Raw genomic sequence first — 22,132 nt, forward strand, 5'->3', positions numbered from 1 at the left:
AAAAGCGTGGCGAGTTGACACCCCTCCTCAGGTGCAGCGAGTGCTGTGCCACGGCTCGTGACGGGACCACCCCACCGGAACCTTCTGTTTCAAGCCAAGACTGCTCGCCTTCGGCTTCGCTTGGGGCTCGGCTTCGCCGTCGCGTGCCTTGCCTTCGGCGTTGGCTAGAGGTGTTCCTTGCTCAGCTTGTGCCACAGGGCGGGGAGTGCTGCTTCTGTTTTGTGCGCCAGCTCTACCTCCTGGCCGTAGAGGAGGCCGTACGTGAAGCCGTTCTCGTTGCCCCTGCCCAGGTCCAGCAGCACTGGGCGGGCGACTACTGAGTCCTGGTGGTCGCCCAGGAGGGTTTGGACGTCCTTCGCTCGCTTGCGGAGGGCCTTGGCGTGTTTGCCGAGTGCTGGTTCGGCCACTTCCGCGCTGTAGCGAAGGCGTTTGGCCGCTTTGCGGGCCTCGTGCAGGGGCTCGTCGCTGTCGGTGGTCCGCAGGGCGGCTTCCACTCGCGTGTCCAGGCGGTGGCGGGCCTTTTCGACCAGGGCGGGGAGGACGTCTTTTGCCTTGCCGGCTGCCTGTTTGGTGAAAGGCGGGGTGGTGAGGAGGGTGTCGATGTCGTTGAGGAGGGTGAAGTAGCGCCTGCTGTCCAGGGCGGCTACGGAGTCGTTGTGCGCCTTGGCTTCCAGGGGCGCGAAGTGGCGGGTCATGCGGGCTGCCACGTCGCCCAGGACCAGTTCTGGTGGGAGGGCGTGCAGGGCGTTCTCGAAGCGGGTGCGGAGGACTTCGAGGTCCCGTGAGGTGCCCAGGACCGAGGCCAGCCACTTCAGTTCCTCGGTGAGGGCTCTGGTCGCCTCGCGGTCGACGAGCTTGCCGTAGGCTTGGAGCGCTGAGCGCATGCGGCGGGTGGCCACGCGCATCTGGTGGATGGCGTCGTGTTCGTTGGTGCGGACGCGCGGGTCCTGGTTTTGCAGGGCCGCTCGTTGTTCGTGGAGGTAGGCGAGGACCACTTCGCCTGCCGTGGACTTCTTGGTGACGGCGGGGACGGCGTCCCGTTTCACGCCGATCACCTGGGAGAGCTTGGACTTCGAGGACGACGGGGTGATGCCCGCGTCGCCCAGGTGGCGTTCGACGGTGTCGAGGAGCTTGCGGTTGCCCGCCTCGCCCAGTTCCACCTCGATCTCGCGCCAGGAGGTCGTGGTGGTCGAGCTGCCCATGGTCTGGGCGGTGACTACGTCGTCGACGACCTCGGCGAGCAGCTTGCCGGTGTTGTTGGTCAGCTGCCAGCGGCGGCGGTTGGTCCTGATCTCGGCCACCGGGCCCAGGTTCTGGCCCCTCGTGTGGGCTCTGACCAGGGAGGAGAGGTCCTTGGGCGGGGTCTTCACCGCGCGGCCCAGGGGGACGCGGACCTCCTGGCGGCTGTCCTCGCCGGCCGGGAGCTTGAGGTGCCAGCCCTCGTCCTCGCCGCCGACGCGGCGGCGCAGGGTCACGCCGGCTCGGGCCAGGCGGTAGTCGGTGGTGTCGAAGTAGGTGGCCTCGAGGTCGAACTCCTCCGGGCCCGTGGCCACGCCGGTGATCTCCGTGAGGTCGGGCAGGCTCGCGTCCGACGGGGCCTCGTACTTGCGTTCGGTCTCGGTAACGGAGGTCGCCATTTTCTATTCATACCTCGTTTTGTCCGGGTTCACCCACTGTTGTGACCGTGCGTGAGGGTGGTTCCACTGCCGGGCGGAACCCGGCCTCTAATGCGTGCAATCGCTGGTTACCCGCTTTTGCCGGTCCTCGGTGTCCGGTTCGCTGGTCGCGTGCCCACGGAGAAGGAACGGCTCGACGTGGTCGAGCCGCAGGTCGCCACGTTGATCAGCCACGTCGGTCAGCTCACGGCCGAGCTCGAGCGCGTCACGGCTCGGCTCACCGTGCTGGAGCGGCGGTTGTCCGGGGCGGGGGACGGGCCGCTGGCCGACCTCGACGCCGTGGCGGGGGACGTGGAACCGCTGGTCGAGGCGTTGCGCCGGGCGTGGGACGCGGAGCAGGAGATCCTCGCCGACCCGGCGCGGGTCGAGCTCAAGCAGGAGGTGCTCGAGTTCGACGGGCTCAAGGCCCGCCGTGACGACGCGCGGTCCAAGTTGGACGGTGGGCGGGTGCCGCGGTTCGAGCGCGACGCGTTGTCGCACGAGGTCCGCCAGATGGAGTGGCTGATCAACGCGAACGAGGCGAGCGCCCAGCGGGCGGCCGAGCGGCTGGCGGCCGACGAGGACGCGGCGGGCGAGGAGTGGCGCACCGAGGCCGTGCTCGAGGGGGACAAGGCCCGCGGCGAGATCAAGGACGCGGCCGCGCGGCGCATCTCCGAGGCGCTCGGGCAGTACGCGCGGATGCCCGTGTGGTTCCGGGTCGGGCTCGGCGAGATCCCCACGCCGGACCCGTCGTTCTGGCTGGAGTCGGCGATCGCGGTCCTCGCCTACCGGCTGGAGTACGGCGTCACGGACGCGGTGTCGCCGCTCGGTGCGGCGCCGTCGGCGTCCAGCGGGTGCCAGAACTGGGTGCGGCGCACGAACGTCCACGCCGACATCGCCGACCGGCTCACCACCTTGGCCGCGACGTTCCACCTGCAGTAGCCTGTTCTGCAACCGAGGGGTTGCAAGAGGTGGTGGGTGCGGTGAGTCAGGTTGACGACGTCCTGGCCGCGCTCGCCGACCCGACGCGCCGCCGGATCCTGGATCTGGTGGCGGCGAAGGGCGCGGTGTCGGCCTCGGCGCTCGCCGCGGAGCTGCCGGTGAGCAGGCAGGCGATCGTGAAGCACCTCGCGGTGCTGGAGAAGGCGGAGCTGGTGGCGTCCGAGCGCGCCGGCCGGGAGAACAACTTCTCCGTCCGGTCCGGCGCGCTCGACGCCACCGCCACGTGGATGGCCTCGCTCGCCTCGCAGTGGGACAGGCGGCTGGCCGCGATCAAGAAGATCGCTGAAAGCTGAACGCGCCGCCCACCATCGTCGCGAGCACCGGGATGTCCGCGATCGCGTCGCTCGTGCGCGGGTCGTCGCCGAGCACCACCAGGTCGGCGAGCTTGCCGGGCGTGAGGCTGCCCAGCACGTCCTCCTGGCGGCACGCGTAGGCGCTGCCGAGCGTGTACGCGCGGATCGCCTCCTCGACGGTGATCGCCTCGTCCGGTCCGACCGCGCGGCCGCCGGAGGAGCGGCGGCGCACCATGAACTCGATGGCGCGCAACGGTGCTCCGTCCGCGACCGGCCGGTCCGAGCTGCCCGCGACGGTGATCCCGTGATCGAGGAACGACCGCCCGCGGTACATCCACGGCGCCCGCTCCGCGCCCATGATCTCGCTGTAGTCGTCGCCATAGGCGTGCAGGAACGCCGGCTGGACGACGGGGATCATGCCGAGGGCGGCGATCCGGCCGAGCTGGTCGGGACGGACGAGACCGCAGTGCTCGATGCGGTGCCGTGCGTCGGCACGTGGGCGTTGGCGCTGGGCCTCGGCCACGGCGTCGAGCGTGAAGTCGATCGCGCGGTCGCCGATAGCGTGGATCGCGAGCTGCCAGCCGGCGTGATGGCCGTCGACGATCGCCGCGCGCATGAACTCCTCGGTGTCGGCGAGTTGACCGCGGTTGTCCGTGCCGGCGTAGGGCTCGGTCAACGCGGCCGTGCGCGCGATCATGCCGCCGTCGGTCCACAGCTTCATCGCGCCCAGCGAGAGCATGTCGTCACCGAAACCGGTGTGCAGACCGAGGTCGATCGCCCGCGGGATGCCGTCCGCCGGATCGGCCGCGACCGGGTGCAGCACGTGCGCGGACACCATGAGCTGCACGCGGATCGGCAGCTTCGCACGTTGGTACGCGGCGGCTTCCAACGGACTGCTCGCGATCAGCCCGGCGCCGATGCCCGCCTCCGCACACATCGTCACGCCCTCGGCGAGCACCTGGCGTGCGCTGGTGTGCAGCTCGTCGACGATCTCGTCGAGCGAGTACGGCAGCCGCAACGTGCGGGCGGCCAGCTGGTCGTTCTCGGTCAGCCAGCCGTCGCTCGTGATGCCGGGCAACTGGCTGAGCACCACGGAGTTCACCACGCACGCGTGCCCGGACAGGTCGGCCACGTAGATCGGCCTCCCGCCGCTGACCCGGTCGAGGTCGGCGGCGGTGAGTGGCCGGTCCATGATCCGGCGGTCGTACCCGGAGGCCTCGATCCAGCCCGTGCCGGGAGCACCGGTGAGCCGGTCGAGGACCAGGGCGACCGTCGGCAGCCCGGTGATGTCGATGGTGCGGCGCCCGTTCCACGCGAGGTGCGTGTGGGCGTCGATGAACCCCGGCAGCACCACGGCGCCGCCGAGGTCGAGGGTCTCGGCGGCCGGCAGGTCCTCGACCTGCTCGTCCAGCCCGGCGACGCGGCCCTGCCAGATGCCGATCGTGTGCGCGGCGGGGTGTGCCGGGTCCATCGTGAGGGCCCGGCAGCCCGTCAGTTTCAGGTCGAGCTTCACCCGCTGAGTATTACGCCGTCGCGAGAACCGGCACGGCGGTGTGGGTCAGCACGGATTCGAGGATCTCGCCCGACCGCACGGCGACGTTGGACAGCAGCGACGACGTGATGCCGTGGGAGTGCTCGGTGCCGCCTTGGAGGTAGATGCCGCCGCGCAACGTCGTCTGCAACCGGTAGTCGCGACCCACGACCAGACGGCCGGTCTCGTCCCGTGCGCAGGTCTTGTCGAGAGAACCGAGCATGGGCGCGGCTTCGTCGTAGCCGGTCGCGAGCAGCACGAGGTCCGTGTCGAGGTACTCCTGCTCGCCGGTGACGAGTGACTGGATCACCGCGCGGGCCCCGTCCGCGGACTCCTCGACCGCGACGAGCCGGGTCATGTTCATCATCCGCAGGCGCTCCCTGCCCAGCACCTTCTCCTGGTACGCGGTGCGGTAGAGCTGCGCGATGAGGTCGACGTCGACCACCGAGTAGTTGGTGTTGCGGTGGTAGGCCATCAGCCGCTGCTTCACGGCGTCCGGGGCGTCGAAGTAGTGGTCGACGGCCTCGGGGTCGAAGATCCGGTTCGCGAACGAGCTGTCGTCGGCCGGGCTGTAGCCGTAGCGGGAGAACACCGAGCACACCTCGGCGCCGGGGAACTCGCGGTGCAGGTGCGCCACGGCCTCCGCGGCACTCTGCCCGGCGCCGACGACGACGCACCGCTTCGGGTCGGTCACCTCGCCGATGCGGTGCAGGAACTGGCTGTTGTGCCACACGCGGTCCGACAGCGCGACGCCCTCGGGGACGATCGGGCGCAGGCCGGTCGCGAAGACGAGGTTGCGGGCGTGGTACACGTCACCAGTGGCCGTCGTCACCTCGAACAGGTCGTCGTGGATCGCTTCCACGCCAACGGCTTCCGTGCCGTACGAGACGAGGTCGTCGACCTGCGCCGCGGCCCACTCGAAGTAGTCGTGGAACTCGACCCGCAGCGGGAACAGGTTCTTGTGGTTGACGAAGTCGACGAGCCGGCCGCGGTCCCGGAGGTAGCAGAGGAACGAGAACCCGCTGGTGGGGTTTCTCATCGTGACCAGGTCCTTGAGGAACGACACCTGCATGGTGGCGTCGTCGAGCAACATGCCCCGATGCCAGCCGAACGTCGGCTGACGTTCCAGGAACACCGCGGTGACAGGGGTTTCGGCCTGCTCGTTGTGCTCGGTGAGAGCGATGGCGAGCGCCAGGTTCGAGGGACCGAACCCGATGCCGACGATGTCGTAGATCGGATGCATGAGCACTTAACTTAGGGAAGCCTAAGCTTCCTTCGCAAGCCGTCAGTTAGGTTAGCCTGACCGTATCGCACCGGAGTGAAGGAGGGCACCCCCATGAGGGTCGTCATGTTCGGGTTCCAGACCTGGGGTCATCGCACCCTGCAGGCACTTTTGGCGTCCGAGCACGAGGTCGTCCTGGTGGTGACCCACCCCAGGGGTGAGGGTGCGTACGAGAAGGTCTGGAGCGATTCGGTCGAGGACCTGGCCCGGGAGAACGGCGTCGACGTGATCGTCCGCGAGCGCCCGGAGGACCAGGAGCTGCTCGACGCGCTCAAGGCCGCCGACCCCGACGTGATCGTTGCCTGCAACTGGCGGACGTGGATCCCGCCGCAGGTCTTCGCGCTGCCCAAGCACGGCACGTTGAACGTGCACGACTCGCTCCTGCCGAAGTACGCGGGCTTCTCGCCGTTGATCTGGGCGCTGCTCAACGACGAGAAGGAAGTCGGCGTGACGGCGCACATGATGGACGACACGCTCGACGCCGGTGACATCGTGCTGCAGCGCTCGGTTCCGGTCGGCCCGCGCGACACGACGGCGATCCTGTTCGAGAAGACGCTGGCGCTCTTCGGTCCCATCACCGTCGACGGCCTCGCCGAGATCGCGTCCGGTCGCACGGAGTTCATCAAGCAGGACCGGTCGCAGGCCTCGTTCTTCCACAAGCGCGCCGAGGAGGACCTGCGGATCGACTTCACCTGGACCGCCGAGGAGCTCGACCGGCTGGTGCGGGCGCAGTGCGCGCCGTACCCGAGCGCGTTCTGCTTCCACCGCGGGCAGCGGCTGGAGATCATCGAGGCGGACGTCTCCTCCGAGGTCTACGGCGGCACTCCCGGCCGGATCTTCTACCGCGAGGGCGACGGCGTGGCGATCGTCGCGGGGGCCGAGGCAAGGCGCGGGCAGAGCAAGGCGTTGCTGGTCAAGAAGGTTCGCACGGCCGACGGCGTGGAGCTGAAGGCGCACGAGTACTTCAAGAACATGGGCGGCTACCTCACCTCGCGGCCCCAGTAGTCGTCATCACTTCGACACGCTGATCACGGGCCGGGTGACCGGTCCGTGATCAGGATGGTCGATCATGGGCGCATGAATCGCGCGGCGGTGACGTCACTGGTGGTCTTCGTGCTGCTCGTGGCACTCGGCTGGTATCTGTCGGAACTCCAGTCCGGCAAGGAGAACCCGCCTTCGACGCCGGTGCCGACCGGCGCCGCTCCGACCGGTTCGTCCGATCTCGCCGCGGTGCAGATCGCGCCGGAGGGCAAGATGACCGGCTACAGCCGCGACCGGTTCCCGCACTGGGCCTCGCAGGGGAACTCCTGCGACACCAGGGAGATCGTGCTGCAGCGCCAGGGCGCCGACGTGAAGTCGGACAAGGACTGCAAGGCGGTTTCGGGAACCTGGAACAGTCCTTACGACAACGTGGTGATCAAGGACGCGGGCGAGGTCGACATCGACCACACCGTCCCGCTGGCCGAAGCGTGGCGGTCCGGCGCGGACAAGTGGACCGACGACCAGCGCAAGGCGTTCGCCAACGACCTCGGCGGCATCCAGCTCCTCGCCGTGACGGCGAAGACCAATCGCGGCAAGGGCGACCAGGACCCGGCCAAGTGGAAGCCGCCGGTGCAGACGTACTGGTGCACCTACGCGCAGCACTGGATCGCGGTGAAGATCACGTACAAGCTGACCGCGGACCAGGCTGAGCACGACGCGCTGGCCTCGATGCTGCAGACCTGCTAACCCGGCCAGAACCCGGGATCGCGTCCCGGCGTGAACTCGACCAGCGCGGTCGTGAACTTCCCCGTCAGCAGGTCGTGCAGGAACGCGGTCATCGGTCCGTCGTAGCTCTCCCACTCGGAGAACTCGGCATCGCACAAGGCGATCGTCCACTCGTCCGGCTTGCCGTCGGTGCGCCAGAACAGGGTGCAGCTCCCGGCTCGGCCCCACGGGATCAGGCCGTCGAACTCCCGCGACTCGTGCACGTCGCCGAAGAAGCCGTCGAGCGAGTCCTCGTCCGCGACGGGTGACGTCACCTCGACGACGTGGTCGAAGGTGCCGCTACCGACCGCTGACAACAGTTCCTTGTAGTCGCCGGGGAACTCGAACCCCACGTGCTCCTCGGCGTCGGCCCAGGACAGCTCGTGCTCGCGTTTCCGTTCCCGCTTCACCAACGCGAGCAGCTCGGCGCTCCGCGACAAAGGTCCCCCTCGTCCTGTGCCGACGACACGGCCCGACCCCCCAGACGGGCCGCGTCGTCACCTTTCCTCTATCCGACCTGGACCGCTTCGAACAGGCCGGACAGCTTCCAGTGCGTCACGTACCCCATCGCCTCCGCGGCGATCAGCACGTCCAGCTTCCCGAGGTTCGTCCGCGCCGGCATCTGGTACGCCTTGCCACGCCGCACGTCGAGCACCATCGGCGTGGCGCCCGGCAGCGTCTCCGCGATGGTGTGCTGCAGGATGCGCAGCCCGACGTTGGCCGCCTCCCTGGTCAACGGCAGTTCCTTGGTGTGCACGAGCACGGCGTAGGTGCTGCCGTCCTTCTTGCGCAGGCCCAGGTGCGGCCGGACCTTCAGGGTGAGCTCACCGGCGCGGTAGGTGGCGGGCTCCACCGGGACGCCGGTCGCCTTGAACGACGCCAGCCACGGCAGGAAGCCGTCGGCGATCTCCTCGAACGCCCGCGGCTGGCCGGTGCGGTTGGCGTTCATGACCGCCTTCTTGAGCTCCAGCTCGGGTTCGGTCGAGTTGACCGCTCGTCGCATGGCGTCGCGGATCGGGTTGTAGAACCCGCAGACCCTGGGATCGGAGGTCAGGTACATCCCCCGCTGCTCCGACACGATGTTGATGCGTCCACGCTGGCCGCTCATGACGTACTCGGTGAACGACAGTGCGGTGACGCTGACGTTGTTGTCCGGCAACGCTTTCTCCCCTCGTACCGCCTTCTTCACCTGACGTTATCCGAGAGGTCTGACAAAAACGGTGCTGCTCCGATCGGCTCAGTGGTCACAGAGCGTTGACCGTTCACTCGAACGGTGACACGCAGAGTTGCGACCTACGCCTCAATCTGTAAGCGGACGGTGACCCCCTGGCGACCGATCATGCGCATGACCGTTCGTCTGCCGTTCGCCGACGCTCACGCAACGCTCACCGCAAGACCCAGGTGAGTCACCCTCTGTAGAAGATCAACTCGGGAGAATGGAGTTCGGCAGGAGGAATTTCGGCGAAGGAGCACGATGGCGGTCAAGGCGGAGCGTTCACCCGATAGAGCGGGTGACGTGGAGGTTCCGCAGCCGCGGTGGTCGGGCGGGTGGCTGGTCCACCCCGCGCACTGGCCGCACGCGGTGCAGATGACGGTGATCTGCACGCTGATCGTCCTGCTGCTCTGGGCCATCGCCGTGACCCTCGGCCCCGACCAGGCGTTCATCGTCGGCTCCGCGGGTGTCGCGGCCAAGCTGATCTGCATGTACCTGGACACCCGCGTGACGCGCTAACGCCCGTAGCGCTCCGCGGCCCGTGCTTTGGCCTTCGCGGCCTCGACCTCGCGGTCCTTCGGTGGAGCGGTCGTGACCAGCGCCTCCAGCAGGTCGCGCGTCGCCGCCGCCACGGCCGCGACCGCCTGGTCGAACGCGGCCTGGTTCGCCGCCGACGGCTTGGCCGCCCCGCTCACCTTCCGCACGTACTGCAGCGCCGCGGCCTGCACCTCGTCGGAGGTGGCCGGCGGTTCGAAGTTGTGGAGCACGCGGATGTTTCGGCACATGCCTCCACTATGACCTGTCGAGCGCCGGCCTGTTCGGTGGCGCCGCGCGGGTGTGGATGCGTTCGCCCTGCTTGCCGAACAGGCTGATGATCTCCGCGGGCCTGCCGTCCGCGCTGCTGAAGCTGTGCGGCTGGCGGCAGTCGAACTCGGCCACCTCGCCGGCGCGCAGCACGATCTCCCTGTCGCCGAGCCGCATCCGAATCCGCCCGCTGAGCACGTAGAACCACTCGTAGCCCTCGTGCACGCGCGGTTCGTGCAGCTCGGGGTCGGTGAGGATCATCTTCCACGCCTGCAGCGGCCCGATCGAGCGCGTCAGCGGGATGCCGACGCGGCCGTGGGCGAGCTGGCGCGGCTTCATCGCGACCCGCGGGTCGCCGACCTCGGGGGCGCCGACCAGGTTGTCGAGCGTCACCTGGTACGTCCTCGACAACGGCAGCAGCAGCTCCAGCGTCGGCTTGCGCTGGTCGGTCTCGAGCCGCGACAGCGTCGACTTCGAGATGCCCGTCATCTCGGACAACGCCGCCAGCGTCAGGTCGTGCTCCGCCCGGAGCGCCGCGAGCCGTTGCCCCACCGTTGTTGCCATAACAGCAACTTACTTTGCCAAAATCGGGCTGTCGACCGCAGTGTTGCGGCATGAACTACGAAGTGGTGATCATCGGTGGGGGAGCGGCCGGGCTGAGCGCAGGCCTGATGCTGACCAGGGCGCGCCGCAGCGTGTTCGTGGTCGACGGCGCCGAGCCGCGCAACAAGCCTGCCCCGCACATGCACAACTACCTCTCTCGCGACGGGCTGTCGCCGTTGGAGCTGCTCAAGCACGGCCGCGCCGAGGTGGAGGGCTACGGCGGAGAGATCGTCAACGACGACGTGCGCGCCGTGTCACGGACCGATGGCGGGTTCTCGGTCGAGCTGTCCGGACGTGTCGTGACGGCCCAACGCCTGCTGTTCGCGACCGGCATGGTCGACGAGGTGCCCGACAACCTGCGTGAACGCTGGGGCCGGGACGTCTTCGGGTGCCCGTACTGCCACGGCTACGAGGTCCGCGACCAGAAGCTCGTGGTGTTCGGCGAGGAGATGAAGGTCGCGCTGGTCCGCCAGTGGTCGGCCGACGTCGCGCACGTCCCGTCCGTCGACGGGATCGAGGTCGAGGACGACCGGCTGGTCGCGGTGATCTCCGGCTCGGACCGCGTCCCGGCCGACGCGCTCGTGTACTCGGCGCCGGTCAAGCCGCGCGACGAGCTCCTGCTCGCGTTGGGCGCCGAGACCGTCGAGACCATGGCCGGTCCGTTCGTGCGCACGGACGACAAGGGGCGCACGAGCGTTCCGGGCGTCTACGCGGCGGGCAACGTCACGGACCCGACGGCGATCGTCATCGTCGCCGCCGCCCAGGGCGCCCAGGCGGCCGGAATGATCAACATGGACCTGCTGGGGCTCGTGCCGGGAGCGTGATCCGGAACGTCGAACCCCGGCCGAGCACGCTGGTGACCGACACCGTGCCGCCGTGCGCCTCGACCAGGTGGCGGGTGATCGCGAGCCCGAGCCCGCTGCCACCCGTGCTGCGGCTGCGGGACTTGTCGGCGCGCCAGAACCGGTCGAACACGTGAGGCAGGTCGCCCGGCGCGATGCCGGTGCCGGTGTCGCGCACCTCCAGGACGGCGTTCTCCCCGTCCTGGAACAGCTTCACCACGACCTCGCCGCCCGGCGGGGTGTAGCGGACGGCGTTCGCGACCAGGTTGCCGAGCGCCTGGCGCAGCCGCACCGGGTCGGCGGTGAGGTGGACCGGCGTGGTCTCGGCGCGCAGCAGGATCTCGCGGTTCTGCTGCGCGGTGACGACCTGGTCGACGACGTCGTCGAGCGCGATCGGCTCGGGGTGCAGCCGCAGCGTGCCCGCGTCGGCCTGCGCCAGGTCGTGCAGGTCGTCCACGAGCCGTTGCAGCAGAAGCGACTCGTCGAGGAGCATCCCGACCAGGTGCGGGTCCGGTTCGGCCAGGCCGTCCTGCGTCGCCTCCAGCCAGCCGGTGATGTTGCCGAGCGGCGTGCGCAGCTCGTGCGCGACGTCGCTGACCATGGCCTGGCGCTGGCGTTCGGTCTCGGCGAGCTTGGCCGACATCGCGTTGAACGACCGGGCGAGCTCACCGATCTCGCCCGCGCCGCCGTCCACCCGTGCCGTGCGGTCGCCTTCCGCCGTGCGTTTCGTGGCGGCGGTGAGGGCTCGGATCGGCCGCACCAGCCGGGTCGCGGTGATCCACGACGCGAACCCGGCGAGCGCGAGGATTCCCAGCGCCACCAACGCGATCCGGGTGCTGCCGGTGGTCGACAGGTCGATCGGGAGCGGTTCGCCGCCGGTCGGTGAGGTGAGGAACAGCTGCACCGGCTCGGCGACGTAGGGCCGCAGCTGGTCGCGGCGTGCGCTGTCCATGCAGTTCGCGGCTTCGGGGGTCGAGTCGAGGACCGTCGTGATCTCCCAGTCGAGCGTCGGGGGCGTCTGCCCCTTGCCCTGCATCCTCGCGCCGGGGTGGACGCGGCTCAGGCAGTCGACGAACAACTGCTGCAGCTGGCCGTAGGCCGCGATCTCGGTCGACGTGAGCTCGTACAGCTGCTCGCCCACCTTGCAGTCGTCCCAGACGGAGAGCCGGCCGGGTTCGTCGCTGGCCAGCCGCGGCCTGCCGTTCGGCGCGTCCACGATCTTGATGTACCGGTTGCACGCCTTGAGCCGCTCGGAGTAGGTGTGCAGCTCGCGGAACTCGTCGTCGGTGAGCTTGAACGGGCCGACCGCCCTCCGGTCGACCTCGCCGTTGACGTTCAACGGGTCCACCAGCGCCTTGGGGGTGATCGGCAGCGGGGGAGCGCTCTCGTCGCCGGTGTCCACCAGCTTCCTGCCGTTGCGGTCGGTCAGCGCGATGCGCCGGCCGTACGTCCGCGCGAGTCCGTCCACTTCGGACTTGGCAGCCGCCCAGCCCTGGTGCGTGGCCGCGTACCCCACCAGCTCGTCGACGATCTGGGCGTCCGTCTCGAGCGCCTCGCCCTGCTCCTGCCGGATGGCGCCGGTCGTCGCCTGGCTCGCGAGCCACGCCGTGACCGCGATCGAGCAGGCCGCGATCACCAGCGAGAACAGGAAGAACCGCACGAGCAGGCTGTTCATACGAGCTTGTACCCGATGCCGTAGACGGTGAGGAGCCGCTGCGGCCGGCGGGAGTCCTGCTCGATCTTGCGGCGCAGCTTCATCATGTGCACGTCGATCGTGCGCGCGGTGATGAACCCGTCGTCCAGCAGCTGTTCGCGCGTGAAGACCCGGTGCGGCTGCGCGGCCATCTTGGCCAGCAGGCGGAACTCCGCCGGGGTCAGCCCGACGACCTCGTCGTCGATCCGCACCTCGTGCCGGATCGGGTCGACGGTCAGGTCGCCGACCTTGAGCACCGCGAGGTTCGTCTCCCGAGCTCTGCCGGCGCGCCGCAGGATCGTCCTGACCCGCGCGACCATCTGCCGAGGCCGGAACGGTTTGGTGATGTAGTCGTCCGCGCCGAGGTCGAACCCGAGCAGCACGTCGTCCTCGGTGGACCGCGCCGTGAGCAGCACGATCGGCACGTCCGACTCGGCACGGACCGCGCGCATGACGTCGATGCCGTCCACCACCGGCATCATCACGTCCAGCACCAGCAGATCGGGGTTGCGGCGCCGCGTCTCGTCGATGGCGGCCCGTCCGTCGTGGACGACCACCACGGAGTGCCCGTCGTGCTCGAGGTAGCGGCGGACGAGCTCAGCCTGGTGAACGTTGTCCTCCGCGACGAGGATGTGGGCGCACACAGCTCGCAGTATGCAGCCCTTCACGACAGTCAAGCGGAACGCAAACAAGTTCTTCATCAGTTCCGGCGAGCGTGGCCGTCATGAAGGTGCACATGGTCCTGTCGGCCGTGGCCTTGACGGCCCTCCTGCTCACGGCGACGCAACTGGCAGGCGAAACGTCCCCCGCGGCCGCCCCGACCACGACACCTTCGGCGCCTGTCGTCTCGTCCTCGTCGTCCGCCGTCCCGTCTTCGGCGCCGCGTGTGTACGCCTCCAGCTCGGACCTGCCGGACGGCCCCACCTTCCCCGAGACGGGCACGGGCACGTTCCACGTCGTCCCCGGCGAGGGCCCGGTGGTCGGCACCGGCCCGCTGCGCACCTACGCCGTCGAGGTCGAGGACGGCATCACCGTCGACGACCAGGCCTTCGCCGCCTTCGTGGACGCCACCCTCACCGACCCGCGCGGCTGGACCGCCCGTGGCGCCCGTGCGGTTCAGCGCGTCTCCGGCCCGGCCTCGGTCCGCATCAGACTCGCGTCCCAGCACACCGCCAGAGCCGTGTGCGGCTTCGAGATCCCGGTCGACGTCTCCTGCCGCGACGGCGGCTTCGTGGTGCTGAACGCCGCACGCTGGTTCCGCGGCGCCGTGGCGTTCCTGCCCGACCTCACCTCATACCGGCAGTACATGGTCAACCACGAGGTGGGCCACGCGTTCGGCCAGGGCCACCAGCCGTGCGGCGCGGCGGGCGGGCCGGCGCCGGTGATGATGCAGCAGACGTTCAGCGTGTCGAACGACGAGATCGTGCGGATCACCGGGGGCGTGCCGCAGGGGGCGTTCATCCCGCAGGACGGCAAGGTGTGCAGGCCCAACGGGTGGCCGTATCCGTGACCTACGGCGTGCCATAAGCCGTTGGCGTACCGCAGCAGCTGCGGCACCATGCAGTGGTGAAGATCAACGCTTGGTGGGCGGGCGATCCCGCGGAGCGGTACTGGATGGAGGTCACCGACCGTCCAGACCCCGGTGTTGACGTCAACGCGCCGCAACGCAACGCCCGTGGCATCGAGGAGTGGTCGTATTCGCTGGTCACCGAGCTACGTCCGGGCGATGTCGTGTTCCACTGGCACCGCACCTTGCTGGGCCGCCCCGCGTTGGCCGGCTGGTCGGTGGTGACCGGTCCGTTGGCGGAAGAGGACGACTACGTCTGGCAGGCGCGCGGCACGTACGGCCGAGCTCGTGGCATCCCGACGATCGGCCGCGGCTGGCGGATGCGGTGCGGTGGCTTCAACCGCCTCGAACGACCGCTGGACCGGGCGAGGGTGGCCGAGCTGCGCCCCGTGCTCGAAGAAGTGTTCGCGGGCTTGAAGGAGCGGTTCGGCGAGTCGTTGTACTTGCCGTTCATCTTCTACCGCTCGAACGAGGTGCGAGCCGCGCAGGCCTACCTCACCAAGTTCCCGGCGGCCTTGGTGCACGCGATTCCGGAGCTGACCGAGGTGGAGGAGATCCGGCAGGCGTTCGAGCGCGACGCGCCGCGGGAACCGTCGACCCTCGGGCGCCTGCAGGACGTCGCACTGAGGCTGGCGGTCGAGCGTTACTCCGTCGACATGGCGAAGGAGCACTACCTCGGGTTGGGCGCGACGCAGATCGACGAGCTCGGCAAGCCCTACGACCTGCGTGTGCTGGGGATCGGCCCGGAACGTCACGTCGAGGTCAAGGGCAGCACCTCGTGGCGCGCCGAGATCGAACTGACCGTCAACGAGGTGCGCCACGCGCGGAACCACCCCACAGATCTCGTTGTGGTGGACCGCATTCACGCCGTGAACGACGGCCTCGGCGGCTGGGACCTGTCCGGAGGAGAGCTTCGGGTGTGGTCCGACTGGAGTCCGGAGGACGACCGCCTGACGCCGACCAGGTACTGCTACACGCTTCCTGACTGACGCCGGGCTCACCTGTGGTTGATGCCGATCTCCTAACCTGACCCGATGGACGTCGACACGAGGCTGCTGCGGTACTTCGCCGCCATCGCTGAGGAGGGCAACCTCACGCGCGCGGCGCACCGGCTGTTCGTGTCGCAACCGTCGCTCACCAAGCAGCTCAAGCACCTCGAGTCGCAGCTGGGCGTGCGGCTCTTCACCAGGTCCAGCACCGGGATGAGGCTGACCGACGCAGGCCGTGCCTTCGCCGCGCGGGTCCCGCCGGTGCTCGCCGGGTGGGACGCCGCCGTCGGCGAGACGCGGAGTGCGGCCAGGGTGTTGCGCGTCGGGTTCCTGGCCAGTGCGGCCGGCGACGCCACGCAACGCATCGTCAGTGCTTTCGGCGAAGTCAGACCGGGGTGGCGGGTCGACCTCGAACAGGCGCCGTGGTCGGACCCGTCGGCGGGCCTGGCCACCGCGGACGTGCCGGTCGCGTTGCTGCGCCTGCCCTTCCTCGGCGAAGAGGGGTGCAAGGTGCGGGTGCTGTTCAGCGAACGTCGTTGCGTGGCACTGCCTTCCGCACATCCGCTGGCCTGTCGCGCCGAGATCGCGTTCCCCGAGCTGTGGGACGAACCGGTCGTCGTCGCCCCGGCTTTGAAGGGAGCGTGGCGCGACCACTGGCTCGCTCTGTCCGAAAGGGACGGACGCGAGGTGTGCATCGGTGCCGTCGTGGAGAAGCCCGACGAGTTCCTGGGCGCCGTGGCGAGCGGGCACGGCATCGCGCTGGTACCGGCGTCCGCGCCGCACTTCTACGCGCGACCGGACGTGGTCTATGTGCCGGTGACGGGCGTGAGTCCCAGCGAGATCGCCGTCGCGTGGCAGCCAGACGCGGGAGACGCCGTCACCGACTTCGTTCGATGCTGCGTGGACGTCACGCGCTCACGGCGCACCTCGTGCGGCACTCGCTGGGGCTGAAGCCGTGCACGCGCTTGAACGCGGCGCTGAACCCGAACGCGTCCGCGTACCCGACCCGCCGCGCCACCGAGGCCACCGTCGCCGACGACTCCGCCAGCAGGTCGGCCGCGAGCGCCATCCGCCATTCCGTCAGGTAGGTCAGCGGCGGCGTTCCGACCAACCGGCAGAACCGCCCGGCGAGCGTCGTCCGCGCCACCCCGGCCTCTTTCGCCAATGACGCCAGAGTCCACGCCCGCGCGGGATCGTCGTGCATCGCCCGCAGCACCGGCCCCACCACCTCGTCCGCGAGCGCGGCCAGCCAGCCCTCGTCGTGCTCGCGGTCGAACCACTCCCGCAGCGCGCAGACCATCAGCCAGTCCAGCAGCCGGTCCGCCACCACGCTGGACTCGTCCCCCAACGTCCCGTAGAACTCCGCACACCCATCGGTCCCCGGCGCCACCAGCGCGTCCGGCAGCACCTCCGTCAACCGGCGAGCGACGGTCCCCAGCACGTCATACGTCCCGCTGACCACCGACGCGTTCCCGTGCACGGCAACGGAATCCCGCACCACCAGCACGTCCCCAGGACCCGCGGTCGCGTCCAGCACAGCGATCTCGCCGGACACCACCGCGTACAACGTGAGACCGGCCCGCACCCGCGTCCCGGCAACCTCCACCCGACGCACGCCGGCGCCATCCGCGCGCACCCCGCGCAGCAGTTCGTCGAACGGCTCCATGCTTCCCAACATACGTCCGGGACGATCGGACAGCTGTGCTGAACGCTCACCCATGCCCTCGACAGCCCACTTGAGGTGCAGTGGAGGCCATGACACAAGAGATCCTCGTCCTGGGCGCGACCGGCAAAACGGGCCGCCGCGTGGTGAACGCGCTCAAGAACACCGGCGCCGCAGTCCGGGCCGCCTCCCGCTCCAGCGCCGTCCGCTTCGACTGGTCCGACGAGTCGACCTGGCAGCCGGCTCTCTCCGGCGCCACCGCGGCCTACGTCATCGCGCCGCACGACCCAGCACTTGCCGCCCCGTTCGTCCGCAAGGCTGAAACCGCAGGCGTACGCCTGGTCCTGCTCTCCGGCCGAAACCTGGACAGGTTCCCGTCCACCGTCTTCGCCGGCATGCACGCAGCTGAGGAAGCAGTGCGCAACTCCTCAGTCCCCTGGACCATCCTGCGCGCCAACAACTTCGCTCAGAACTTCTCCGAGGAGCTCTGGCACGCCGGCATCCGAGCCGGCCGCCTCGCACTCCCCGTGGACGACACCCCGGAACCGTTCGTCGACGTCCACGACATCGCCGAAGTAGCGGCCCTGACCCTCACCACCGAAGGCCACGAGGGCCAGACCTACAACCTCACCGGCCCGGACACCCTCACGTTCGCCACAGCCGTCAGCAAGATCTCCACGGCCCTGAACCGCCCGGTGGACCTGGCCAGGCTGACCCCGGCCGAGTACCGCGACTTCCTCCTGGCCGAGGGCCTCTCCGAAGACGACGCCACCGAGCTCAACGGCATGTACGACGCCATGCGCACAGGCCTGCTGGCCACCCCGACCGACGACGTGAGCCGCCTGCTGGGCCGTCGGCCCACCGACTTCGACACCTACGTGGCCGGCGCCCTAGACGCCTGGCGCTGACCGCCGCGGCAACAACAGGTGCACGGCAAACCCGCAGGCCGTGGCCAGAACAGCCTGGTAGACGACCGACAGCTGGTACGACGAGCCCAGGAGGAACGCTGCGTCCAGCCCGGTCGTCCACCACCCGGCCAGCTCACCGAGCCCGACCACGTGCCACCCGAAGAACCCGGCACACCACCCACCGACAACCCACGCAGCCCGCCCGCCCCTCTTGACGAACAGCGCCGTGGACACAGCGGCGACTGCGTTGAACGCGAGCGCAATGCCGGTCAGCGTCGCATCGGCACGCCACACGAGGCTGGCCACCGTCTGCACGACCAGCACCGCGACCACGACAAAGGTGCCCAACCGGATCTTGTCCACGAGTTCGATTGTTCACGCGCGGCGATGCCCGGCGACCTGGGTCTTCACTCGGCTGATCGAACCTCTGTTCGCACGTAGGCCGGCGGAAAGGCGTTGTCACGCACCCGATGGCGTGGTCTCGGATCGCAGACGGTATCGACACGTACTCCATCTGAGCCCAGTTCCGCCGGACGGTGGCGATTCGAGTAACGAATGGATCGACTTGTGCGATCGTAGATGTTACTTGGCAGATGACGGGGGTATGGAGCGAATTCGCTCAAAAGTGCCTCCAGAAACGCGTTCTGCCCGCACCGTGGAGGATCCGTGTCGTCCAAGCTCGATCAGGTGTACGACGTCTTCTTGGATTTGCTGGAGTCCGGCACGCCGGACGAGGCGATCAAGAAGATGGAGATCCTGAGCGTCGGTCAGGAGCTGTTGCAGCAGGTCAGGGACCGCCACGAGCGTGAGACGATCAAGATCAAGGAGCGGGAGGAGCCGAGGTCGGTGGTCCTCGGCAATCGCTTCACCTGGTACACCGGCCCTCGTCCCAAGGACAAGTGCTGGCCCGCCATCAAGGGTCTGCTCGGCAAAGACGGCTGGTCCGACTCGTCGATCGACAATCTCGACGCGGCGTCCACCAAGGTCGTCTCCATGCTGAGTCACCCGAAGGAGAAGACGTTCTCCACCCGCGGGTTGGTGGTCGGATACGTTCAATCAGGCAAAACAACGAACTTCACCGCGGTCATGGCCAAAGCCGCCGACCGCGGGTACAAGCTGTTCATCGTGCTCGCCGGTATTCACAACGGGTTGCGCAGGCAAACGCAACTCCGGCTGGAGCAACAGCTGGTCGAGCCCAACCCGTCGGGCTGGATGCAGCTCACCGACCCCGACAAGGACTTCTACCCGCCTGCGAACGCCGCCGGGTACTTCGCCACGGGCAACAAGCAGCACGTGCTGTGCGTCATCAAGAAGAACCGGACCGTTCTGGAGAAGTTCGACCAGTGGCTGGCGTCCGCGTCGGGGCACCTGCGCGACTGCCCGGCGTTGATCATCGACGACGAAGCCGATCAGGCGACCGTGGCGACCGGCACGATCAACCCGCTGATCTGCCGGATCCTCAACCGTCTGCCGAAGTCGGCGTACGTCGGCTACACGGCCACCCCGTTCGCGAACCTCCTGATCGACCCGTCGGTGCCGGAAGATCTGTACCCGAGGGACTTCATCGTCAACCTGCCGCAGCCGGAAGGCCACTTCGGCACCGAGGTCCTGTTCGGCCGTGACGCGCTGGACGGTGAGGACCCGGAAGACGTCTTCGACGGCCACGACATGATCCGCGATGTGCCCGACGACGAGGTGCACCTCGTCCGGCCTGCGTCGAAGACCGATGTCGACGGGTTCATGCCGACCATCGCGGGAAGCCTCCGCGACGCGATCCTCTACTTCTGGCTGACGACAGCCGCTCGACGGGTGCGGGGCACGGGCAAGGCCCACTGCACCATGTTGATCCACACGAGCGTGAACACCTCGGTGCACAACAGTTTCGGTCCGCCGCTTCGAGGGCTCAGGGAGAAATGTCTTCGAGCTGTCGAGTCGGGAGACCGCGATCTGCTCGACGAGTTCCGGACGTTGTGGGAGAAGGAGACGAGCAGGGTCAACGCCGCGCTGTTCGGGGAACGCACACTCGAGTTCGGCGAGATCGAACACGCTCTGGCGGAGTCCATCCGGTCCTGCCGGATCGTCATGGACAACTCGAGCAGCAAGGACAGGCTCGACTACGAAGGCGGGCCGGTCACCGCCATCGCGGTCGGCGGGAACACGTTGTCCCGAGGCCTGACCCTGGAAGGGCTGGCGGTGAGCTACTTCGTGCGCGCCGTCTCCGCGTACGACACGCTGCTGCAGATGGGACGCTGGTTCGGTTATCGCAACGGATACGCGGACCTGCCCCGTATCTGGATGACCGACGAACTTCGGGACTGGTTCCGCCATCTCGCCACGGTCGAGAACGAGATGCGGCGGGACATCGACGTCTACATGGTCGAGGACAAGACGCCGATGCAGTTCGCGGTGCGCCTCAGGACCCACCCGAAGTTGAGGGTGACGGCCGCCGCGAAGATGAAGGACGCCGTCAAGGCCGAGTTCGCCTATGGCGGGCTGCGCATCCAGACCAGGTACTTCAAGACCGATCCCGAGTGGCTGAGGAACAACCAGCGAGCGGCACGGGATCTTGTCGCAGGCGCGATCCACGACCAGGTCGTTCGAGACCCCGGTCTGCCTGACGGACGTTTCCTGTTCAGGGACGTCTCTCACGAACGGATCCTGGACTTCTTGGCAGCTTACGAGTTCCACAAGAATTCGCAGGAGTGTGACGCCGGGCTGATCACCGCTTACATCAAGAAGCGGATTACTGCGGCTTCTGCACTGCGTTGGTGGAACGTGGCGATCGTCGGCAACCCCCTGGACAGGCCGGACACCAGGTCGTTCGCGTTCGCGCCCGATGTGTGCGTCGGACAGAACACCCGTGCCCGGCTGCCGAGCAAGGTCATCGACGGAACCGTCGACATCAAGACGCTGATGAGCCGTAGGGACGCGGCCATCGACCTGCGGACGGATTCGAGCAAGAGCAGCCTGACCGAACGGCGTATCGAAGATCTGCGTCGTGCTCAACTGCCGTCGACCGGCCTTCTCGTCCTCTACGCGATCGACAAGAACTCCATGCCCCACAAACCGACACGCGAACCTCTCGGGCTGGAGGAAGACGCCATCGGGGTCGGCCTGGTGTTCCCCAAGCCGAGCGGCCAGGACAACGCCGTCAAGTGGACCTACGTCAGTGCGGACCTGTCGAAGGTCGACATCGAGGAGGAGGACCTCACCGGCCTGGACGAAGAGGAGAGGTGATGGCCGACCGTCTCCGAAACCTGCTGGACGAACACTGGAACGAGCTCGAACAGGACGTTGCTTCCGCGCCGAACAGGCTTCGGACCTCCGCGCTCCCGGTCGTGTCGGGCAGCGGACGGCTCAACGTGGCAGTGGACCACGAAGGCCGTCGCCATCTGCTCGTACCGCTGTCTTCGCAGCAGCACGTGCGGACAAGAGGCGATGGATCGGCCCTGCGCCTGCGTGAGCGACCCCTCGAAGATGACGTTACGTATGTTCGCTACGCCGACTTGTGCTGCGCGCGTACCGATCTGAACGATGTGTTCACCGGGTTGTGCGAGGACGTGCTTCACGCTGTCACGGCTACGCCGAACCGTCCGCTGAAGGCTCTGTACTCGGTTCTGGACCGTTGGCGGGCCCTGTTTCAGAAGTCGTCCTCCGAACTCGGCTCCGAACAGCTCGCAGGACTGTTCGGCGAGCTCCTCGTGCTTCGCCGCCTATTGGAGTCCTGGCCGACCGCCACCGACTGGTGGCTCGGCCCGACCGGTGCCAAGCACGACGTTCTCGTGGGAGCGCACGCCATCGAGGTCAAGTCGTCGCTGGCTCAGGAGGAACGCCGGTTCCGCGTTCACGGGACCGCGCAACTGGAGGTGCCCAAGGGAGGTGACCTCCACCTCGTGTGGTTCAGGCTCGCCCGTTCAGAAGGGCAGGGGACGGGGCTGCTGGAACTGCTCGACCAGATCCGACGGCTGGCGGATGACGAGAGCGGGTTCTTCACGAAGTTGGCGATGGTCGGGTACAGGCCCGTGGACGCCGATCTCTACCGCGACGTTCGGTTCACCGTTCACGAGGAACGGTGGTACGAGATCGCCGATTCATTTCCTCGGGTTCGCTCGGACTCGGTTCCGGAGTCGGTCCGGGACGTCCACTACACCGTCGACCTGGACGCTGTCGCGACGCAGCCGTTGGACAAGTCGCAGATCGACGATCGTCTTGCCGAGATCATTCGGGGGAACTGATGAACAACGCCGCGTGGTACTCACAACCCTTTCCGCCTGAAGGTGCGAGTGCGGCCGAAGGAATCCGCAACCAGCTCGGCCGTCCGGAGCTGGACCTCCTGACGGT

At 68.3% G+C, this 22,132-nt stretch carries 23 protein-coding genes; 12 read left to right on the top strand and 11 right to left on the bottom strand.

Annotated elements, in window-relative coordinates; all coding sequences use genetic code 11:
• Positions 1-164: 164 nt before the first annotated feature.
• Positions 165-1,637: a CHAD domain-containing protein gene (locus ACFWV3_RS32045; protein WP_382416753.1), complete on the bottom strand. Its 1,473-nt coding sequence runs from the start codon at positions 1,635-1,637 to the stop codon at positions 165-167.
• A 150-nt stretch (positions 1,638-1,787) separates the two neighbouring features.
• On the opposite strand from ACFWV3_RS32045, the gene ACFWV3_RS32050 reads away from it, so the two are divergent.
• Both ACFWV3_RS32050 and ACFWV3_RS32055 read left to right on the top strand, forming a co-directional pair.
• On the top strand, positions 1,788-2,597 hold the full coding sequence (locus tag ACFWV3_RS32050; RefSeq protein WP_382416754.1) for a hypothetical protein: 810 nt from the start codon (positions 1,788-1,790) through the stop codon (positions 2,595-2,597).
• A 41-nt stretch (positions 2,598-2,638) separates the two neighbouring features.
• The gene (locus ACFWV3_RS32055) at positions 2,639-2,950 is read left to right on the top strand and encodes an ArsR/SmtB family transcription factor (protein ID WP_382416755.1); all 312 of its coding nucleotides are present in this window, start codon (positions 2,639-2,641) and stop codon (positions 2,948-2,950) included.
• Here the strand turns inward: ACFWV3_RS32055 and ACFWV3_RS32060 are convergent.
• Positions 2,928-4,463, bottom strand: coding sequence for an amidohydrolase (locus tag ACFWV3_RS32060; protein ID WP_382416757.1), 1,536 nt, complete (start codon positions 4,461-4,463; stop codon positions 2,928-2,930). The genes ACFWV3_RS32055 and ACFWV3_RS32060 overlap by 23 nt on opposite strands.
• A gap of 10 nt (positions 4,464-4,473) precedes the next feature.
• Entirely contained in the window at positions 4,474-5,724 is a 1,251-nt protein-coding gene (locus ACFWV3_RS32065) for a lysine N(6)-hydroxylase/L-ornithine N(5)-oxygenase family protein (RefSeq protein WP_382417014.1), read from the bottom strand.
• A gap of 93 nt (positions 5,725-5,817) precedes the next feature.
• Here ACFWV3_RS32065 and ACFWV3_RS32070 point away from each other — a divergent pair, with 93 nt between their 5' ends.
• Positions 5,818-6,768, top strand: coding sequence for a methionyl-tRNA formyltransferase (locus ACFWV3_RS32070; RefSeq protein ID WP_382416759.1), 951 nt, complete (start codon positions 5,818-5,820; stop codon positions 6,766-6,768).
• 72 nt (positions 6,769-6,840) lie between these two features.
• Complete coding sequence (locus tag ACFWV3_RS32075; RefSeq protein WP_382416760.1) at positions 6,841-7,491, top strand: HNH endonuclease family protein; 651 nt, start codon at positions 6,841-6,843, stop codon at positions 7,489-7,491.
• On the opposite strand, the gene ACFWV3_RS32080 is transcribed toward ACFWV3_RS32075, so the two are convergent.
• Positions 7,488-7,949, bottom strand: coding sequence for an SMI1/KNR4 family protein (locus tag ACFWV3_RS32080; protein ID WP_382416761.1), 462 nt, complete (start codon positions 7,947-7,949; stop codon positions 7,488-7,490). The two genes, ACFWV3_RS32075 and ACFWV3_RS32080, sit on opposite strands and share 4 nt — an antisense overlap.
• A 68-nt stretch (positions 7,950-8,017) precedes the next feature.
• Positions 8,018-8,698, bottom strand: coding sequence for a hypothetical protein (locus tag ACFWV3_RS32085; protein ID WP_382416762.1), 681 nt, complete (start codon positions 8,696-8,698; stop codon positions 8,018-8,020).
• A 327-nt stretch (positions 8,699-9,025) separates the two neighbouring features.
• Here ACFWV3_RS32085 and ACFWV3_RS32090 point away from each other — a divergent pair, with 327 nt between their 5' ends.
• The gene (locus ACFWV3_RS32090; RefSeq protein WP_382416764.1) at positions 9,026-9,241 is read left to right on the top strand and encodes a hypothetical protein; all 216 of its coding nucleotides are present in this window, start codon (positions 9,026-9,028) and stop codon (positions 9,239-9,241) included.
• Here the strand turns inward: ACFWV3_RS32090 and ACFWV3_RS32095 are convergent.
• On the bottom strand, positions 9,238-9,507 hold the full coding sequence (locus ACFWV3_RS32095; protein WP_382416766.1) for a DUF2277 domain-containing protein: 270 nt from the start codon (positions 9,505-9,507) through the stop codon (positions 9,238-9,240). The two genes, ACFWV3_RS32090 and ACFWV3_RS32095, sit on opposite strands and share 4 nt — an antisense overlap.
• 7 nt (positions 9,508-9,514) lie before the next feature.
• Positions 9,515-10,090: a helix-turn-helix domain-containing protein gene (locus ACFWV3_RS32100; protein ID WP_382416768.1), complete on the bottom strand. Its 576-nt coding sequence runs from the start codon at positions 10,088-10,090 to the stop codon at positions 9,515-9,517.
• Between the two features lie 50 nt (positions 10,091-10,140).
• On the opposite strand from ACFWV3_RS32100, the gene ACFWV3_RS32105 reads away from it, so the two are divergent.
• The gene (locus ACFWV3_RS32105; RefSeq protein ID WP_382416770.1) at positions 10,141-10,953 is read left to right on the top strand and encodes an NAD(P)/FAD-dependent oxidoreductase; all 813 of its coding nucleotides are present in this window, start codon (positions 10,141-10,143) and stop codon (positions 10,951-10,953) included.
• Here ACFWV3_RS32105 and ACFWV3_RS32110 read toward each other — a convergent pair.
• Entirely contained in the window at positions 10,916-12,646 is a 1,731-nt protein-coding gene (locus tag ACFWV3_RS32110; RefSeq protein WP_382416772.1) for a sensor histidine kinase, read from the bottom strand. The two genes, ACFWV3_RS32105 and ACFWV3_RS32110, sit on opposite strands and share 38 nt — an antisense overlap.
• On the bottom strand, positions 12,643-13,308 hold the full coding sequence (locus ACFWV3_RS32115; RefSeq protein ID WP_382416773.1) for a response regulator: 666 nt from the start codon (positions 13,306-13,308) through the stop codon (positions 12,643-12,645). The genes ACFWV3_RS32110 and ACFWV3_RS32115 overlap by 4 nt, the downstream gene beginning before the upstream one ends.
• Positions 13,309-13,388: 80 nt before the next feature.
• Here ACFWV3_RS32115 and ACFWV3_RS32120 point away from each other — a divergent pair, with 80 nt between their 5' ends.
• Genes ACFWV3_RS32120 through ACFWV3_RS32130 form a run of 3 tightly spaced genes read left to right on the top strand, consistent with a single transcriptional unit; the run spans position 13,389 to position 16,171 of the window.
• A complete protein-coding gene (locus ACFWV3_RS32120) occupies positions 13,389-14,174 on the top strand; it encodes a DUF3152 domain-containing protein (protein WP_382416775.1) in 786 nt (261 codons plus the stop codon).
• Positions 14,175-14,230: 56 nt separating this feature from the next.
• The gene (locus tag ACFWV3_RS32125; protein WP_382416777.1) at positions 14,231-15,220 is read left to right on the top strand and encodes a protein NO VEIN domain-containing protein; all 990 of its coding nucleotides are present in this window, start codon (positions 14,231-14,233) and stop codon (positions 15,218-15,220) included.
• A 45-nt stretch (positions 15,221-15,265) separates the two neighbouring features.
• Positions 15,266-16,171: a LysR family transcriptional regulator gene (locus tag ACFWV3_RS32130; protein WP_382416779.1), complete on the top strand. Its 906-nt coding sequence runs from the start codon at positions 15,266-15,268 to the stop codon at positions 16,169-16,171.
• Here the strand turns inward: ACFWV3_RS32130 and ACFWV3_RS32135 are convergent.
• Positions 16,128-16,886, bottom strand: coding sequence for an AraC family transcriptional regulator (locus ACFWV3_RS32135; RefSeq protein ID WP_382416781.1), 759 nt, complete (start codon positions 16,884-16,886; stop codon positions 16,128-16,130). The genes ACFWV3_RS32130 and ACFWV3_RS32135 overlap by 44 nt on opposite strands.
• Positions 16,887-16,975: 89 nt before the next feature.
• Here ACFWV3_RS32135 and ACFWV3_RS32140 point away from each other — a divergent pair, with 89 nt between their 5' ends.
• Positions 16,976-17,791: an NmrA family NAD(P)-binding protein gene (locus tag ACFWV3_RS32140; protein ID WP_382416783.1), complete on the top strand. Its 816-nt coding sequence runs from the start codon at positions 16,976-16,978 to the stop codon at positions 17,789-17,791.
• On the opposite strand, the gene ACFWV3_RS32145 is transcribed toward ACFWV3_RS32140, so the two are convergent.
• Positions 17,774-18,154 carry a hypothetical protein gene (locus tag ACFWV3_RS32145; RefSeq protein ID WP_382416785.1) on the bottom strand — a complete coding sequence of 127 codons (381 nt, stop codon included), beginning with the start codon at positions 18,152-18,154 and terminating at the stop codon, positions 17,774-17,776. The genes ACFWV3_RS32140 and ACFWV3_RS32145 overlap by 18 nt on opposite strands.
• 303 nt (positions 18,155-18,457) lie before the next feature.
• Between ACFWV3_RS32145 and ACFWV3_RS32150 the strand changes: the two genes are divergently transcribed.
• Together ACFWV3_RS32150 and ACFWV3_RS32155 are read left to right on the top strand one after the other, a co-directional pair.
• On the top strand, positions 18,458-21,028 hold the full coding sequence (locus ACFWV3_RS32150; RefSeq protein ID WP_382416787.1) for a Z1 domain-containing protein: 2,571 nt from the start codon (positions 18,458-18,460) through the stop codon (positions 21,026-21,028).
• The gene (locus ACFWV3_RS32155; RefSeq protein WP_382416789.1) at positions 21,028-22,026 is read left to right on the top strand and encodes a PD-(D/E)XK motif protein; all 999 of its coding nucleotides are present in this window, start codon (positions 21,028-21,030) and stop codon (positions 22,024-22,026) included. Before ACFWV3_RS32150 ends, ACFWV3_RS32155 begins: the two co-directional genes overlap by 1 nt.
• The last annotated feature ends 106 nt before the right edge of the window (positions 22,027-22,132 follow it).

Source organism: Lentzea sp. NPDC059081 (assembly GCF_042738015.1).
GTDB lineage: Bacteria > Actinomycetota > Actinomycetes > Mycobacteriales > Pseudonocardiaceae > Lentzea.

What these genes read in the sequence shown, in the direction of transcription:
- ACFWV3_RS32045 (WP_382416753.1), bottom strand. Translation starts at nt 1,637, where the DNA reads ATGGCGACCTCCGTTACCGAGACCGAACGCAAGTACGAGGCCCCGTCG.
- ACFWV3_RS32065 (WP_382417014.1), bottom strand. Translation starts at nt 5,724, where the DNA reads ATGCATCCGATCTACGACATCGTCGGCATCGGGTTCGGTCCCTCGAAC.
- ACFWV3_RS32070 (WP_382416759.1), top strand. Translation starts at nt 5,818, where the DNA reads ATGAGGGTCGTCATGTTCGGGTTCCAGACCTGGGGTCATCGCACCCTG.
- ACFWV3_RS32075 (WP_382416760.1), top strand. Translation starts at nt 6,841, where the DNA reads ATGAATCGCGCGGCGGTGACGTCACTGGTGGTCTTCGTGCTGCTCGTG.
- ACFWV3_RS32095 (WP_382416766.1), bottom strand. Translation starts at nt 9,507, where the DNA reads ATGTGCCGAAACATCCGCGTGCTCCACAACTTCGAACCGCCGGCCACC.
- ACFWV3_RS32100 (WP_382416768.1), bottom strand. Translation starts at nt 10,090, where the DNA reads ATGGCAACAACGGTGGGGCAACGGCTCGCGGCGCTCCGGGCGGAGCAC.
- ACFWV3_RS32105 (WP_382416770.1), top strand. Translation starts at nt 10,141, where the DNA reads ATGAACTACGAAGTGGTGATCATCGGTGGGGGAGCGGCCGGGCTGAGC.
- ACFWV3_RS32110 (WP_382416772.1), bottom strand. Translation starts at nt 12,646, where the DNA reads ATGAACAGCCTGCTCGTGCGGTTCTTCCTGTTCTCGCTGGTGATCGCG.
- ACFWV3_RS32120 (WP_382416775.1), top strand. Translation starts at nt 13,389, where the DNA reads ATGAAGGTGCACATGGTCCTGTCGGCCGTGGCCTTGACGGCCCTCCTG.
- ACFWV3_RS32130 (WP_382416779.1), top strand. Translation starts at nt 15,266, where the DNA reads ATGGACGTCGACACGAGGCTGCTGCGGTACTTCGCCGCCATCGCTGAG.
- ACFWV3_RS32135 (WP_382416781.1), bottom strand. Translation starts at nt 16,886, where the DNA reads ATGGAGCCGTTCGACGAACTGCTGCGCGGGGTGCGCGCGGATGGCGCC.
- ACFWV3_RS32140 (WP_382416783.1), top strand. Translation starts at nt 16,976, where the DNA reads ATGACACAAGAGATCCTCGTCCTGGGCGCGACCGGCAAAACGGGCCGC.
- ACFWV3_RS32155 (WP_382416789.1), top strand. Translation starts at nt 21,028, where the DNA reads ATGGCCGACCGTCTCCGAAACCTGCTGGACGAACACTGGAACGAGCTC.